Below are 15,243 nucleotides of genomic sequence, written 5' to 3'. Positions count from 1 at the left end.
TGAATTTGCGTCCATATGGAATATACAGACCGTCTTATTCATGGAATACGCGCAGGTGATCGTCGTGCAGTGGCCCGGACAATCACGCTAATCGACAACGAAGATCCAATTGTTGATGAAATCATGGCAGGGCTGCTGCCGTATTCGGGAAATGCCAGGGTCATTGGGTTGACAGGTCCTCCCGGAGTGGGAAAAAGCACTCTCACAGATGTATTGGTACGGTATTTGCGGCAGATCGGGCAGAATGTGGGGGTAATTGCAGTCGATCCGTCCAGTCCGTTTTCCGGAGGAGCCATTTTAGGGGATAGGGTTCGTATGAATGCGCATGCCCTCGATCCGTATGTATTTATTCGAAGCATGGGTACGCGCGGCAGCTTGGGAGGCTTATCCCGCTCTACCAAACGGGCGATCCAGACACTTGATGCATATGGATGTGATACCATCCTTGTAGAAACGGTGGGAGTCGGGCAGTCGGAACTTGATGTCATGTATACAGTACAGACGGTTGTCGTGGTGACAAGTCCGGCGGCAGGTGATCAAATTCAAGCGGCAAAAGCAGGCATTATGGAAGTAGCGGATATTTTTGTCGTCAATAAGTCAGATTTGCCGGGATCGGATCGGACGGTCAGGCAAATCGAGGATATGCTGGATTTGACACATAAAGCTTGGCGTCCTCCGATTGTCCGAACGATTTTGCCCCAGTATCAAAATCAACCGACGTTTCAGAAGGAAGACCCGATTGTATCGCTATGGAAAGCAATATGTGGGCATGCAGAGTTTTTGCAAACAGATGCGGCAACTGAAGTTCGAAAGCTCAAACAGGCCGGACAATGGGTGCATTTATTGCTTGGGGAATTGGATCGTCAAGTACGGGCTGCCCAAGCAGATTTGCAAAAAACAATCGGACAGTTGCCGACACATTCCTATCAATTAGAGCAATTGGCAAAAAAACTAGCGAAAACATTCATCGCAGACCTGCTTGGCAAGAAAGATAATTTTTCCTGAAATTCGTGACTAGGGCAGTGAAATGTGTTATAATTCTCGCACTGTCCTTCATTTTTCTTGTTTTCCATACCAAATTCAAGAATCTTTTGTATACGTAGTATTGAAAAGAAGGACAAATATGTTTGACTGTATTTGTTTCATATGCATAGTTTTCTAAAATATGGTTATCATTACATAATATTGTCTTTTTGGTTGTAGATTGCTGCACATCTGCCGGATGTTAGAAGGAGTGTAGAAAATGGCTGACGAAGCTCGAGTATTGCGGTTTAGTGAAGAAGAATTGGAAGAAATGGCACTTGTAGATATTGCGTATGAAATTTTGCGCAATACGAATGAGCCTATTTATTATCGGGATCTGATGCAGGAAGTTGCAAAGGTTCGTAAGTTATCGGAAACTGAAATTAACGAAATTATTGCTCGTTTATATACAGAAATCAACATCGATGGTAGATTTATTTGCATCGGCAATAACATCTGGGGATTGAAACGCTGGTACCCGGTTGATAAGACCATGGAAAAGAGTACAGGACCCAAAGGATTTATACGTAAAGATGTTGATGAAGATTTTTACGATGACGAAGATGAAGAACTGTATGATGACATCAATAGTGAAGAGGATGATTTTGATTCCTTTGATGAAGATGATGAAGTCGCACCGGATGATGAAGACTTTGATATTGATGAAGAGGAAGAAGAAGAATCTTTGATTGACGAGGAATCTCTTGATGAATTGCAGGAAGAGGAAAGCGAAGAGCTTGACGAAGAGGAAGAAGATATCTAATTTCAGCGTATAGATTTGACATATATAAGCCGCGCTTTGCGCGGTTTATTTGTCATATAGATTTACTTGACTAACAGTGCAATCGACTGTAATATACTTTAGGATATAGAACGGTTAATAATGATGATGACGTTCTGGTCTGTTATGACCAGAACGTTATTTTTGGAATGGTTTTAACAGGAATCATCAAACGGTTATACTAAGTTATGTTGGGAAATGTAATAAGGAGGCACCATTCATGGCAAAATTCGTCTTTGTGACTGGAGGAGTGGTTTCTTCCCTCGGCAAAGGAATCACGGCTGCATCATTGGGAAGGCTGTTAAAAAATCGGGGGTTAAAAGTTACAATCCAAAAATTTGATCCCTATATTAATGTTGATCCTGGAACGATGAGTCCATATCAACATGGTGAAGTATTTGTGACAGATGATGGTGCGGAAACCGATTTGGATTTAGGGCACTATGAACGATTTATCGATATTAATTTAAGCAAAAACAACAACATCACGACTGGGAAAGTATACTGGTCCGTGATTTCAAAAGAGCGCCGTGGCGATTATCTTGGCGGAACCGTACAGGTGATTCCGCATATCACGAATGAAATCAAGGAACGAGTCTTTCGGGCGGCGCAAGATACGCATGCGGATGTGGTGATTACAGAAATCGGCGGGACAGTCGGCGACATTGAAAGTCTTCCGTTTTTGGAAGCGATTCGGCAAATTAAGGGAGATGTCGGTCGGGAAAATGTCATGTATATACATGTTACGTTAATACCTTTCCTGGGGAAAGCTGGTGAGTTAAAGACCAAACCAACCCAACATAGCGTTAAAGAATTGCGGAGTATCGGAATCACTCCAAATGTGATTGTTTGCCGGACGGAAGTGCCTCTTTCACAAGAATTGAAACGAAAAATTGCATTGTTTTGCGATACGGATGAAGATGCGGTCATTGAATCACGAGATGCGGAAACGCTGTACGATGTACCCTTGATGTTTCAAGAAGAAGGGCTTGATGAAATTGTTGTACGCCATCTGAAATTGGATGCGCCAAAAGCAAATATGGAAGAATGGAAAGATCTTGTCCATCGTGTGAAGCATCTGCAAAAACGCGTGAAAATTGCTTTGGTTGGAAAATACGTTGCATTGCGGGATGCCTATCTAAGTGTTGCAGAGGCATTGTATCACGGCGGATTTGCCAATAATGCAAATGTAGATATTGAATGGGTGCAAGCGGAAGACATTACGGAAGAAAATGTTGCCGAAACGCTGGCAGGCATTGATGGTATTCTTGTTCCGGGCGGATTTGGGGACAGAGGCATTGAAGGGAAAATTGCGACCGTTCGTTATGCACGGGAGAATCGTATTCCATTTTTCGGGATTTGCCTTGGCATGCAAGTTTCCGTGATTGAGTATGCTCGTCATTTGGCAGGGATGGATGGCGCCAATAGTACAGAAATTAATGAGTTGACAGATTTTCCGGTTATTGACCTGCTGCCGGATCAAAAAGATATTGAAGATAAAGGCGGCACGATGCGGTTAGGTCTATATCCATGCCGTCTGGGAAGTAACACATTGGCATATAAGGCATATGGACAGGAAGTGATCTATGAACGGCATCGCCATCGCTATGAATTTAACAATGAATTCCGTGAAGAACTTTGCAAAGCAGGATTGATTCTTTCGGGTACGTCACCAGATGGACGGCTGGTAGAAATTGTAGAGATTCAGGATCATCCCTGGTTCTTGGCCACCCAGTTTCATCCTGAGTTCACGTCGAGGCCGAACCGTCCTCAACCTTTATTCAGAGATTTTATCGAAGCGGCACTTCATTATAGAGAATTGAATAAGGATTCTGTTCACGTACAACAAGTTTAGATCTTTCAAGATAGTAACCTGCCAAATCACCGATTGTTACGATTTGGCAGGTTTTTATATTTTTTCAATTTTGAAAGGAGAAAAAAGGAATTCAGAAAATATTCACGAATATGTACGTTAACAATATATAACAGTCATATTCATGGTGGAGGGAGATGAACTTTGTGGAACAAACGATTTTGATTGTGGATGATCAATATGGTATCCGGGTGCTTTTGCAAGAAGTCCTGGAGAAGGAAGGGTACACAATTTTCCAAGCTCCTAACGGTCATATTGCATTAGAAATTGTAAAAAAAGAAAAACCGAGTCTTGTATTGTTGGATATGAAAATACCTGGAATGGATGGGTTGGAGATTTTAAGACATGTTCGAAACTTGGTCCCGGATATTAAAGTAATCATGATGACCGCATATGGAGAATTGGATTTGATTAAAGAAGCAACAGAGCTGGGTGCATTGGCGCATTTTACGAAACCGTTTGATATCGATGAATTACGGTCTTGCGTCAATCACCATGTACGAGCGCTCCCTGATTCGGTCGATCAGTCCGCATAGAGCGAACAATCGTTGAATTGGATGCAATTGGGATATACATGAGGATATGCATGGGGATATGCAATGCAACGGAATTATAAATATACATACATTATACATCCATATACATAAAGCGTTATCAGGCTTTACCTGTTTCGAATTTTCGGAAGGAACAGGTATTAAATGCCGTATTAAAATTTTTTGGGCGGATATCATACAAATGAAGATGAACGGAAAAGGCGAAAAGTTGCAAAACGTGGTATACTGAATGAACTGAAGAGATTTAGGGAGGTATACATAATATGGCTTTGGTTTCAATGACTGGCATGTTGCAGAAAGCAGTTGAAGGCAAGTATGCAGTTGGGCAATTTAATATTAACAACTTGGAGTTTACGCAGGCGATTCTGCTGGCGGCGCAGGAAGAACAGTCCCCTGTCATTCTTGGTGTCAGTGAAGGCGCTGCGAAATATATGGGAGGCTTCAAGTTTGTTGTCGGCATGGTAAAGAACTTGATGCAAGAGTACAACATTACGGTTCCGGTTGCGATTCATTTGGATCATGGTTCGAGTTTTGCAAATTGTGTAAAAGCCATACATGCCGGCTTTACTTCCGTCATGATCGATGGCTCTCACCATCCGCTGGACGAAAATATCGCGTTGACCAAGAAAGTAGTGGAAGTTGCCCGTATTCTTGGCGTGTCTGTGGAAGCGGAACTTGGTCGTATCGGCGGTCAGGAAGACGATTTAAGCGTGGATGAAGCGGATGCCATGTACGCTATTCCTGCAGAATGCGATCGCCTCGTAAGAGAAACAGGCGTTGATTGTTTTGCACCTGCGCTGGGATCTGTTCACGGACCTTATAAAGGGGAACCGAAGTTAGGTTTTGACCGTATGGAGGAAGTTATGAAATTGACTGGAGTACCTCTTGTATTGCATGGCGGTACTGGGATTCCAACACATGACATTCAGCGGGCCATCTCTTTAGGTACAGCAAAAATCAACGTAAACACAGAGAATCAATTGGCTTCCGCAGCAACCGTTCGCAAGGTTCTTGCTGAAAAACCCGACTTATATGATCCGCGCAAATATCTGGGGCCTGCCCGGGATGCAATTAAGGAAACAGTGAAAGGCAAGATCCGCGAATTCGGGTCAAACGGCAAGGCCTAATTCAAGGCTAGGAATAGGAGACTGCAAGGGAGAGAAACGCATGAAATTTTTTATTGATACAGCAAATGTCGATGAAATTCGAAAAGCTCATAGTTTAGGAGTTATCGCTGGCGTTACGACGAATCCGAGCCTTGTTGCAAAAGAAGGGAAGGATTTTGTAGAAACGTTAAAAGAGATAATCTCAATTGTCGATGGGCCGATTAGTGCAGAAGTGATTTCTCTTGATTCCAAAGGCATGATTGAAGAAGGAGAAAAACTTGCGCAATTGTCGCCGAATATTGTGATAAAAGTGCCAATGACAGCAGAAGGATTAAAAGCAACACATCAATTTTCGAAAAATGGGATCCGAACAAACGTAACATTGATTTTCAGCGCCAATCAGGCACTCTTGGCAGCAAGGGCTGGGGCAACCTATGTAAGTCCTTTTGTGGGTCGTTTGGATGATATAAATCAAGATGGAATTCCATTGATTCAGGATATTTCCGATATATTTAAAATTCACCAATTGGAAACCGAAATTATCACGGCCAGCGTACGTCATCCGATTCATGTTACACAGGCGGCTCTGGCTGGAGCGCATATTGCAACAGTGCCATATTCCATTATTGATAAAATGATCAAACATCCGTTGACAGACCAAGGCATCGAGCGTTTCTTATCGGATTGGAACAACCGAAAAGCTTAATTTGATCAGTACATGTGCACCTTCTTGCAGTACCTTGGTATAATGTAGCTATGCTTAGGGATTTCGCAGAGAAGGTGCTTTTACCATTGTGGAAATATAGTTGTCGAGGAGGGGTAGACGAATGATTACAGAAGAACAAGTTCGCGAGAATTTAATGGACGTACTCGATCCTGAAATCAAAATTGACATCGTCAATATGGGGATGGTATACGGAATCGATATCGATGAAGAGAAAAAACATGTGAAGATTACCATGACTTTGACGACGATGGGATGTCCTGCTTTTGAAGGGATTCGTCAGCAAGTAATCGAAGCTGTCAAGAAAGCCGGCGATGTGGAAACGGTCGATGTCAATCTTGTTTTTGATCCCCCATGGAATAAAGAAATGATGTCAGAAGAAGCAAAGCTCGCTATGCGATATATGTTTTAATCACATAGTATAAAAATGCATCGCTTAAGCGCGGGACATTCTTTTGTTTCTATTTTTTATTATAAGTGAGTGTTCAAAAAGTGATCAAGTAAGACACAAGGAGTGCGAAGTCGAAGCACGAAAAGGCGACGGAGTGTACGTGTTTGGTACATGAGTAAGCCTTTTGGGGATTCGACAAAGCAATCCGCCGTGGAGTTTTGACTACTTTTTGAACATCCTCTATAAGGCATACTTCCTTTATATTTTCTGGGGGGATATGCCTTATTTTGTTTTTCTTTCGTTGTGCCTTACTTAACTGCCTTTTATACGAAAATAACATTTTCATTCAATGTGGTGGCCATAAGGCCATGAAAGTTTTGAACGCGCACTTAAGGAATTGTCATGTAAGGAATTGCCCAATATATTGATTTCCAGGGATCGATCGAAGGATTTGTCAATGGATTTCCATGTTTGAAGACATTGGAGATACACATAATACACACAAATAACTTCACGAAATCGAGGATTAACAAAAAGGATTTTACTTGTTTTTTGCAAGAATTATGGTAACATAAGAGTAAAGATGACTAAATTAGTCAACATTGTATTTTCGATGACGAGAAATGATGTTCATTTAAATACAAATCAACTGATATTGTAACACAGTATGTAGGAGGCGTCTATTTATATGTCGAATCAACCACATTTTCAAGTTCGTAACCTGCATGTTTCCATTGATGAGAAGCAAATTCTCAAGGGATTGGATCTGGAAATCAAGGGCGGCGAAGTTCATGCAATCATGGGACCGAACGGAACCGGTAAAAGCACATTGGCATCTGCGCTGATGGGACACCCCAAATATACGATTACGGATGGTTCTGTAACGTTGGATGGACAAGATGTTCTGGAGATGTCCGTGACGGAACGGGCGCGTGCCGGATTATTTTTGGCGATGCAGTATCCAAGTGAAGTACCTGGCGTAAGCAATGCGAACTTTATTCGTACGGCTATTAATTCCCGCCTTGGCGAAGGCAATGAGGTTCCGGTATTGCAGTTCCATCGCCAATTGGTGAAAGAAATGAAAAACCTGAGCATGGATCCTTCTTTTTCGGAACGGTATTTGAATGAAGGATTTTCAGGCGGTGAAAAGAAGCGCAATGAAATTCTGCAAATGGCGATGTTGAAACCGAGAATTTCCATTCTTGATGAGATCGATTCCGGACTTGACATTGACGCATTGAAAATTGTGGCGCAAGGAGTAAACGCCCAACGTTCTGCAGAAACGGGATTTTTGATTATTACACACTATCAGCGGTTGCTGGATTATATCGTACCGGATTTTGTTCATGTGATGATGCAAGGCAAGATTGTTCGTTCCGGCGGCAAAGAGTTGGCATTGGAATTGGAAGCAAAGGGATATGATTGGTTAAAAGCTGAACTTGGAATCGTCGATGAAACTGTCGGCGTTGAAGCGTAGTTTGGAGGGATTGGGTGATGACTGTGCAACAAACTGTTACTGCAATTGATCCAGCCGCCATTCGCGCTTTTTCCGAACAGGCGCAGGAACCTTCATGGCTGACAGACATGCGCTTGCAAGCCTGGGAAACGTATCACAAACTGCCGGTTCCCAAGTTGGAAAAAACAGATCTTTCGAAGCGGAAATTGGATTATTTCGAATTATATCTTGGCAATCAAAAAGACTCATTGGTTCAGTTGCCTGGACAATTGCCCAGTCTTTTTAGACTGGCTGATGAAAATCAATCCTTCATTTTTTCGAAAAATGGGGATGTCTTGCGCGGAAATATTCAAAATTCTTTGCAAGCACAGGGAGTAATCTATACGGATTTGCGTACCGCGGCGCAAACGTATGAATCCCTTGTAAAGCCATATTTAGGCCAGATGGTAAAAGTGGAAGACGATAAATTTGCAGCCCTGAATGCGGCAGTTTGGGGGAGCGGCGTATTTTTGTACGTTCCTCGCAATATGCAAGTGGAAGTGCCTTTGCAGGCGTTTTTCTGGGAGAATGAGGAACGTGCGGGCATGTTCACCCGTGTCTTGATCGTCGTGGAAGAAGGAGCTTCTGTCACTTACATTGATGGATACCAGGGAGAGCAATCCGGTGATGCCTTGCATGTCGGCGTAGTTGAAGTATATGTAAAAGCAAACGCATCTGTGCAATACCATTCGATCCAAAATAATGCAAGCAATATGAATAATTTGGTCTATCGGCAGGCACAGGTGGATCGGGATGGTTCCATTGACTGGAATATTGGCGAACTGGGCGACGGCTTTACGGTTGCTTACAACAAGACAGTATTGGACGGTCAAGGTTCCAAATCCGACACGAAAGTGATTACGGTCGGCAACGGTCGGCAACAATTGGATTTAACCTGCCATACCATCCATGTCGGGAAGCATTCGGAAAGCGATATGATGGTCCGAGGTGTGATGCGGGATCGTGCCAAAGCCGTGTACCGCGGCAACACTCAAATCCTGAAAGGCGCCAGCGGCAGCAACGGACAACAAGAAGAAAATCTTCTGTTGTTGAGTCCGAAAGCCATTGCCGATGCGATTCCGATGCTGTTGATTGATGAAAACGACGTAAAGTGCGGTCATGCGGCAAGCGTTGGCAAAATTAACGCAGAACAATTGTATTATTTAATGTCGCGGGGAATTTCCCGAGAAGATGCGGAAAAGTTGATCATCTTCGGTTTCCTTGATCCTGTCATTGTAAATATTCCGTTAGATGGCGTACAGCATGCAATGAAAGAGCTCATCGAGAGGAAGTTGATGAGATGAATCAGGAACTGATACGCAAAGATTTTCCGATCTTGCATCAGGAAATCAATGGGCATCCGCTTGTCTATTTGGATAGTGCGGCAACATCCCAAAAACCGCTGCAGGTAATTGAAGCAGTGGATTCCTATTACCGCACGGTGAATTCCAATGTTCACAGAGGTGTGCATACGCTCGGATCATTGGCGACTGACGCATACGAAGGCGCGCGTGAGAAAGTGCGTTCCTTCATCAACGCCAAATCGACAGCGGAAATTATTTTCACACGGGGAACGACGGAAGGATTAAATATTATTGCACAAAGTTACGGCCGGTCCTTTTTAAAAGCTGGGGATGAAATTGTCATTACGTTGATGGAGCATCATTCCAATTTGATTCCTTGGCAACAAGTCGCCAAAGTTACGGGAGCGACATTAAAGTATTTCCCGTTGCAAGCGGACGGTACGCTGTCCCTTGAGGATGTGCGCAATACGATTACAGAGAAAACCAGGCTCGTCTCTGTAGCACAAGCATCAAATGTACTGGGTACGATCAATCCGGTCAAAGAAATCGCCAAGATCGTACACGATGCCGGCGCGGTCATGGTTGTAGACGGTGCGCAAAGTGTGCCGCACATGGCAGTGGATGTGCAGGATTTGGATTGCGATTTCCTGGCTTTCTCCGGCCATAAGATGCTTGGTCCTACAGGAATCGGGGTTTTGTATGGAAAACGCGAGTTGCTGGAAAAAATGGAGCCTGTACATTTCGGTGGAGAAATGATCGATTTTGTGGATTTATATGAATCTACATGGAAAGAGCTTCCCTGGAAATTCGAAGGCGGCACGCCAATCATCGCGGGAGCGGTTGGTCTGGGTGCGGCAATCGATTATTTAAACCAGATTGGCATGGATACGATTCACCGCCTGGAGCAAGACATTGTTCAATATTCCTTGAAAAAGCTTAAGGAAGTGGAGGGTTTGACGATTTACGGTCCCGTCGAACATCGCGGCGGTCTGGTCACCTTTAATTTGGGGAAAATTCACCCGCATGACTTGTCAACCGTTTTGGATGCGGAAGGAGTAGCCGTCCGAGCGGGACACCATTGCTGTCAGCCCTTAATGAAGTGGCTGAATGTAGCGGCTACGGCAAGAGCGAGTTTTTATATTTATAATACTGTTGAGGATATTGATCGATTGGTTGATGCACTCAACAAGACAAAGGAGTTTTTCAGCCATGCAATTAGATGATTTGTACCGCCAAGTCATCATGGATCATTATCAGCACCCGCGGAATCAAGGAGCCGTCGAAGGCGATCCGGTTACTATATTTCTGAAAAACCCTACTTGCGGCGATGAAATTTCACTTCAATTGCAGGTGGAAGATGGGATGGTAAAAGAAGTGAAATTCAGCGGCATCGGGTGCTCGATTAGTATTGCATCGGCCTCCATGATGACAGAAGCAATCAAAGGAAAGCCAGTGGAAGAAGCGCTTGCAATTACCGATGAGTTCCGTAAAATGATGCGCGGCGAAGAATCGGATTTTGAGCAGTTGGGCGATTTGGAAGCGTTGCAAGGTGTTTGCAAGTTTCCTGCTCGCATCAAATGTGCAACGCTTGCCTGGAATGCGCTGCAGAAAGCTTCCGAACAAACGCACGTACACAGTGATCACGAATAAAGGAATACCGATCAGCAACTCTAAAGGAGGGCTACCCAATGGCAAAGCAATTACCCGAGTTGGAAGAATACCAGTATGGGTTTCGAGATAAAGACGTTTCTGTTGTAAAGTTCAATAAAGGGTTAAGTCGAAAAGTCGTTGAAGAAATTTCCATGATGAAAAACGAACCCGGTTGGATGACCGATTTTCGCTTGCGTTCACTGGAAATCTTCAATTCCAAACCCATGCCGAAATGGGGTGGAGATTTAAGCCAGATTGATTTTGATGATATCATTTATTATGTAAAGCCTTCCGAAAAGCAGGGGAAATCCTGGGAAGAAGTGCCGGAAGAAATTAAAAATACGTTCGATCGCCTCGGAATTACCGAAGCGGAACAAAAGTTCCTTGCAGGCGTTTCTGCCCAATACGAGTCGGAAGTTGTATACCATAGCATGCAAAAAGATCTGGAAGACATGGGAGTCCTGTTTACAGATACAGATACGGCATTGCGTGAATATCCGGAAATTTTCAAAGAGTATTTCGGCACTATCATTCCACCGGAAGATAACAAATTTGCAGCGTTAAACAGTGCGGTTTGGAGCGGGGGCAGTTTTATCTACGTTCCGAAAGGCGTACGCTGTGAAGTGCCATTGCAAGCATATTTCCGGATTAATTCGGAGAATATGGGACAGTTTGAGCGGACATTGATCATTGCCGACGAAGACAGTTTTGTCCATTATGTAGAAGGATGTACAGCGCCGATATACAGTACCAACTCTTTGCATAGCGCCGTTGTAGAAATTATTGTGAAAGATCGCGGCCGCTGCCGGTATACGACCATTCAAAACTGGGCACCCAATATTTACAACTTGGTTACAAAACGTGCGGTTGCCTATGAAGATGCGACAATGGAATGGGTCGATGGCAATATCGGATCGAAACTAACGATGAAATATCCTGCTGTATACATGATGGGGCCGCGGGCAAAAGCAACTGTCCTGTCGATCGCTGTTGCCGGCACCGGACAACATCAAGATGCGGGTGCGAAAGTTGTGCATGCAGCTCCTGATTGTACTTCCACCATTGTTTCCAAGTCCATCAGCAAACATGGCGGAAAAACCACATATCGCGGACTTGCGCAATTTGCCGAAAATGCGGAGAATTCAAAAGCAAATATTAAATGCGATACATTAATTCTGGATGATCGTTCTACTTCGGATACGATTCCATACAATGAAATTAAAAATGACAGTGTGACACTTGAACACGAAGCAACCGTGTCGAAAGTCAGTGAAGACCAATTATTCTATTTGCAAAGTCGGGGTCTTTCTGAAGAAGAGGCGACCCGAATGATCGTCATGGGATTCATTGAGCCATTCACAAAAGAACTGCCAATGGAGTATGCGGTGGAAATGAACCGTTTGATCAAATTTGAAATGGAAGGTTCCATCGGTTAATATCGCAATACAGTTTTGACTCCAACTGCTTTGTATCGTTTCGGTAGGTATCGGACAACGGTTGGAGTCTTGCTATCTTGTTGGGAAGGTCGGAGAAAAATGGCAAGAGTCAATATCGGCAAAACGTCAGATCTTCAACCTGGTGAGATGAAACGCATTGTGATTGGGTATGAAGATCTTGCACTTTATAATATAGATGGAAAGTATTTTGTCACATCTGATGTATGCACACATGCAAATGAATCGTTAACAGAAGGAAAATTGGCTGGCAACATCATTGCTTGTCCCAAGCATGGCGGCAAATTTGACGTCTGTTCGGGAAAGGCTGTCGCGTTTCCATGTGTGACACCGATCGACACATATGAGGTGGAAGTCGAAGGAGATTCATTGTTCATTGAAATCGATGCATGATAACTCCTGGAATTGTTAATAGGAATATAGGATTGCAAGGAATGGCAGGTGAAGTTCGAACATGAAAGTGTCAAATCGTACCGAATATGGTTTGCGTGCGTTGGTATGTTTGGCTAAACTGTCAAACGGAAGTCCTGTGCCGTTGCGTGTGATTGCGGAAAACGAAGACATCTCGGAGCAATTTTTGGATCAGATTTTTTTAACGTTGCGCCGTGCGCAATTGGTTCGCAGCATTCGCGGCGCCAATGGCGGATACATGTTGGAACGCGAACCAAAAGACATTACGATGGGAGAAGTCGTTCGGACATTGGAAGGGTCGATATCTCCGATGGCATGTGCAACAGAAGATATGCCGGAAAATTTCTGCAGTCGCTCACAGTTTTGTGATACCCGCAGTGTTTGGGCCAAACTCGCGGAGAGTATGGCGCGGGCACTGGACGGCATTTCACTTGCAGATGTATTAAATGACACACAAGGGCCAAAAGCTGCGAGGAATTTTGAAAATGAGTTGCCTATTATTATACAAGAGTAAAGATTTGTTACCATTTTACCACAAAGAAGCCCGCAAAAATCGAAACGATCATGATGCTGATGAGTACGAGTGAAGTCCAACGGAGAAAACGCCGTCGTCTGGAATCGCGGATGGTTCTCTCTGGCATTCGATGATTTTGGCGGGGGGATTTGCGGTTTTTTTTCTGCTTTTTCACTAGAAAATCCCCCTATTTATTTACTTCCGATCATTTGCTTCTGACCTGTTTTCGTTTCCGCCTGAACGTGCGGAATCCAATCTTTATTCGGCGTATCGAGCCACTGGTTTAAAACTGGTACAAAAGCAGGCGCCGTATCTTGCAAAGCTTCTGTCAGCGTCTTGCGAGTGGCTACATGGCCTGAATTTTTTAAATAGAATTGCCGCAGCCAATCGAAAAACAATCGGTCTCCCATTTTTTCCCGCAGATCCGCATACATAAGCGTCGTGCGCAAATAAATCATATAGTAGTACTCAGGTGCAGTATGAAACGAGTCATACGGCTGATCGATTTTATCCGGCAATGAAGGAATCTTTGTCGTTTGTCCGTCTGGCAATAAAGATTCCTGGTGTAACCATAACTTTCGTAAATCATTCAGTTGCTGAGCGTATGCCTGTTTTCCCTTTGTCGCTTCTAAATAGAGCAAGCTGGAATACTCGGCCAAACCTTCATCCAGCCATTCAGTGATTGCTTCATAGTCTCCTACGGAATAATACCACCAACCATGTGCAATTTCATGTGCAATCCAATGGGTGTCTGTCGGCCAATTCCAAATATCTGAGGAAAACAGCGCCAATCCCGGATATTCTTGAGCAAAAACGGTTCCGGAAGGCATTTCGACTACAGACAACTCCGGATAATAATACATGCCAAAATCCTTTGTGTATACGGCAACCGCCTGATTTACAATTTCGTGCAATTGCTGTTCATGGCTTGTAGAATCTTTCAGTGTCACTATATGAACCGTTGTTCCAGCGGATGTCGTAATCGGGTGATCGATAAAATTCGGGCTGCCAACCATAGCGAAATTTCTAACGTTCGTAATCTTCCATTCACTGGTTTGTAAATGGTTGGCTTGTCTGGTCGCCAATAAGGAGCCGGTTGTAAACCAATGGAAATTGGAAGGTGAAGTCCATGTCACGTCATAATCCGCATTGTCTTCAATGAATGGGTCCCCAAATCCCAGCGGCGTTGGAGTTGGGATCCAATTGCCTTGTGCAGTCCGAACAGCCAACATTGGATACCAATACCCAATGGTCCAGACATCATCGATTTCTCCATACCGAAATCCGCCTTGTAAAACCGGAGTGCGAAATTGAATGTGCAAATTTGCATCTTTCATACGCGTCGGCAAGGCAACATGCAAATTATATTCAGTTGTGGAAAACGGCAAGCGTTCCTTTCCCATTGTCACGGCCTGAATCTGAATGGGTTGATCATCTTCTGTGAATAAGTAGAAATTCACTTCTTTATCATTTAACTGGGGTATCCATATATCTTCCGTACCTTCAATGGAATGTGTTGCTTGCAATAATTGTGCATGAAGCGTATAGGATATCCGGTCTGATACATTCGGTTCCCCTGCGGTTGCAGATGGTTTGGTCGAGACAGGCGCGGGGGTAATCCCATTCGAGTACGATCCGATATGTGCCGCAACCTGTGTTGAAAACGTCCGGATCTTGTTGCGAATGGCTGACCATTGATGCTGCCAGCCGCCCGTTGGCGTATAGACATAGGAGACGATCATGCTCGTGCCGATGATTGCAACAGAGATTTGATAGATTAACCAACTCCGCCATTGCCGCTTTTTTATTTTTCCAATTTCAGATTGGATTGTTGTGTTCTTTGCCACGAGGTTCCCTCCAGATATGAGAAATTCCACATACAATCCTTTAACTCCTGCAAGATAGAGTATATGAATTATTTTTCCAACCCACTTTCATATGTATTGCATAAACACCTTCTGTA

General features: G+C 43.8%; 16 protein-coding genes. 14 read left to right on the top strand and 2 right to left on the bottom strand.

The window, feature by feature from the left end; translation table 11 throughout:
- Positions 1 to 15 precede the first annotated feature (15 nt).
- The 14 genes from meaB (at position 16) to LSG31_RS05010 (ending at position 13,280) form a co-directional block, all read left to right on the top strand.
- A complete protein-coding gene (gene meaB / locus LSG31_RS05075) occupies positions 16 to 1,005 on the top strand; it encodes a methylmalonyl Co-A mutase-associated GTPase MeaB (protein WP_347438317.1) in 990 nt (329 codons plus the stop codon).
- Positions 1,006 to 1,243: 238 nt separating this feature from the next.
- A complete protein-coding gene (rpoE, locus tag LSG31_RS05070) occupies positions 1,244 to 1,786 on the top strand; it encodes a DNA-directed RNA polymerase subunit delta (RefSeq protein WP_347438316.1) in 543 nt (180 codons plus the stop codon).
- 238 nt (positions 1,787 to 2,024) lie between these two features.
- Positions 2,025 to 3,659, top strand: a complete 1,635-nt coding sequence (gene pyrG / locus LSG31_RS05065) for a CTP synthase (RefSeq protein ID WP_347438315.1) — start codon at positions 2,025 to 2,027, stop codon at positions 3,657 to 3,659.
- 164 nt (positions 3,660 to 3,823) lie between these two features.
- Positions 3,824 to 4,213: a response regulator gene (locus LSG31_RS05060; RefSeq protein ID WP_347438314.1), complete on the top strand. Its 390-nt coding sequence runs from the start codon at positions 3,824 to 3,826 to the stop codon at positions 4,211 to 4,213.
- A 281-nt stretch (positions 4,214 to 4,494) separates the two neighbouring features.
- Complete coding sequence (gene fba / locus LSG31_RS05055; RefSeq protein WP_347438313.1) at positions 4,495 to 5,358, top strand: class II fructose-1,6-bisphosphate aldolase; 864 nt, start codon at positions 4,495 to 4,497, stop codon at positions 5,356 to 5,358.
- A 40-nt stretch (positions 5,359 to 5,398) separates the two neighbouring features.
- Positions 5,399 to 6,043 (top strand): fructose-6-phosphate aldolase, encoded by a 645-nt coding sequence (fsa, locus tag LSG31_RS05050; protein ID WP_347438312.1) that lies wholly within the window; start codon positions 5,399 to 5,401, stop codon positions 6,041 to 6,043.
- 121 nt (positions 6,044 to 6,164) lie between these two features.
- Complete coding sequence (locus LSG31_RS05045; protein WP_347438311.1) at positions 6,165 to 6,473, top strand: metal-sulfur cluster assembly factor; 309 nt, start codon at positions 6,165 to 6,167, stop codon at positions 6,471 to 6,473.
- A gap of 667 nt (positions 6,474 to 7,140) precedes the next feature.
- On the top strand, positions 7,141 to 7,929 hold the full coding sequence (gene sufC / locus LSG31_RS05040; RefSeq protein ID WP_347438310.1) for a Fe-S cluster assembly ATPase SufC: 789 nt from the start codon (positions 7,141 to 7,143) through the stop codon (positions 7,927 to 7,929).
- Positions 7,930 to 7,946: 17 nt separating this feature from the next.
- Positions 7,947 to 9,251, top strand: coding sequence for a Fe-S cluster assembly protein SufD (sufD, locus tag LSG31_RS05035; protein WP_347438309.1), 1,305 nt, complete (start codon positions 7,947 to 7,949; stop codon positions 9,249 to 9,251).
- The gene (locus LSG31_RS05030) at positions 9,248 to 10,474 is read left to right on the top strand and encodes a cysteine desulfurase (RefSeq protein WP_347438308.1); all 1,227 of its coding nucleotides are present in this window, start codon (positions 9,248 to 9,250) and stop codon (positions 10,472 to 10,474) included. Before sufD ends, LSG31_RS05030 begins: the two co-directional genes overlap by 4 nt.
- Entirely contained in the window at positions 10,461 to 10,901 is a 441-nt protein-coding gene (sufU, locus tag LSG31_RS05025) for a Fe-S cluster assembly sulfur transfer protein SufU (protein ID WP_347438307.1), read from the top strand. The genes LSG31_RS05030 and sufU overlap by 14 nt, the downstream gene beginning before the upstream one ends.
- A gap of 38 nt (positions 10,902 to 10,939) precedes the next feature.
- Complete coding sequence (gene sufB, locus LSG31_RS05020; protein ID WP_347438306.1) at positions 10,940 to 12,337, top strand: Fe-S cluster assembly protein SufB; 1,398 nt, start codon at positions 10,940 to 10,942, stop codon at positions 12,335 to 12,337.
- A gap of 99 nt (positions 12,338 to 12,436) precedes the next feature.
- A complete protein-coding gene (locus LSG31_RS05015; RefSeq protein ID WP_347438305.1) occupies positions 12,437 to 12,748 on the top strand; it encodes a non-heme iron oxygenase ferredoxin subunit in 312 nt (103 codons plus the stop codon).
- A 61-nt stretch (positions 12,749 to 12,809) separates the two neighbouring features.
- Positions 12,810 to 13,280: an RrF2 family transcriptional regulator gene (locus tag LSG31_RS05010; RefSeq protein ID WP_347438304.1), complete on the top strand. Its 471-nt coding sequence runs from the start codon at positions 12,810 to 12,812 to the stop codon at positions 13,278 to 13,280.
- 7 nt (positions 13,281 to 13,287) lie between these two features.
- Here the strand turns inward: LSG31_RS05010 and LSG31_RS05005 are convergent, their stop codons facing one another.
- Positions 13,288 to 13,455, bottom strand: coding sequence for a hypothetical protein (locus tag LSG31_RS05005; protein ID WP_347438303.1), 168 nt, complete (start codon positions 13,453 to 13,455; stop codon positions 13,288 to 13,290).
- A 16-nt stretch (positions 13,456 to 13,471) separates the two neighbouring features.
- Positions 13,472 to 15,127, bottom strand: a complete 1,656-nt coding sequence (locus LSG31_RS05000; protein ID WP_347438302.1) for a M1 family aminopeptidase — start codon at positions 15,125 to 15,127, stop codon at positions 13,472 to 13,474.
- Positions 15,128 to 15,243: the final 116 nt, after the last annotated feature.

The sequence above is a fragment of the Fodinisporobacter ferrooxydans genome (genome assembly GCF_022818495.1).
Taxonomy (GTDB): Bacteria; Bacillota; Bacilli; order Tumebacillales; family MYW30-H2; genus Fodinisporobacter; species Fodinisporobacter ferrooxydans.
The sequence above is the reverse complement of the archived record's forward strand: the minus strand, read 5'-3'. Positions and strand labels throughout refer to the sequence as shown.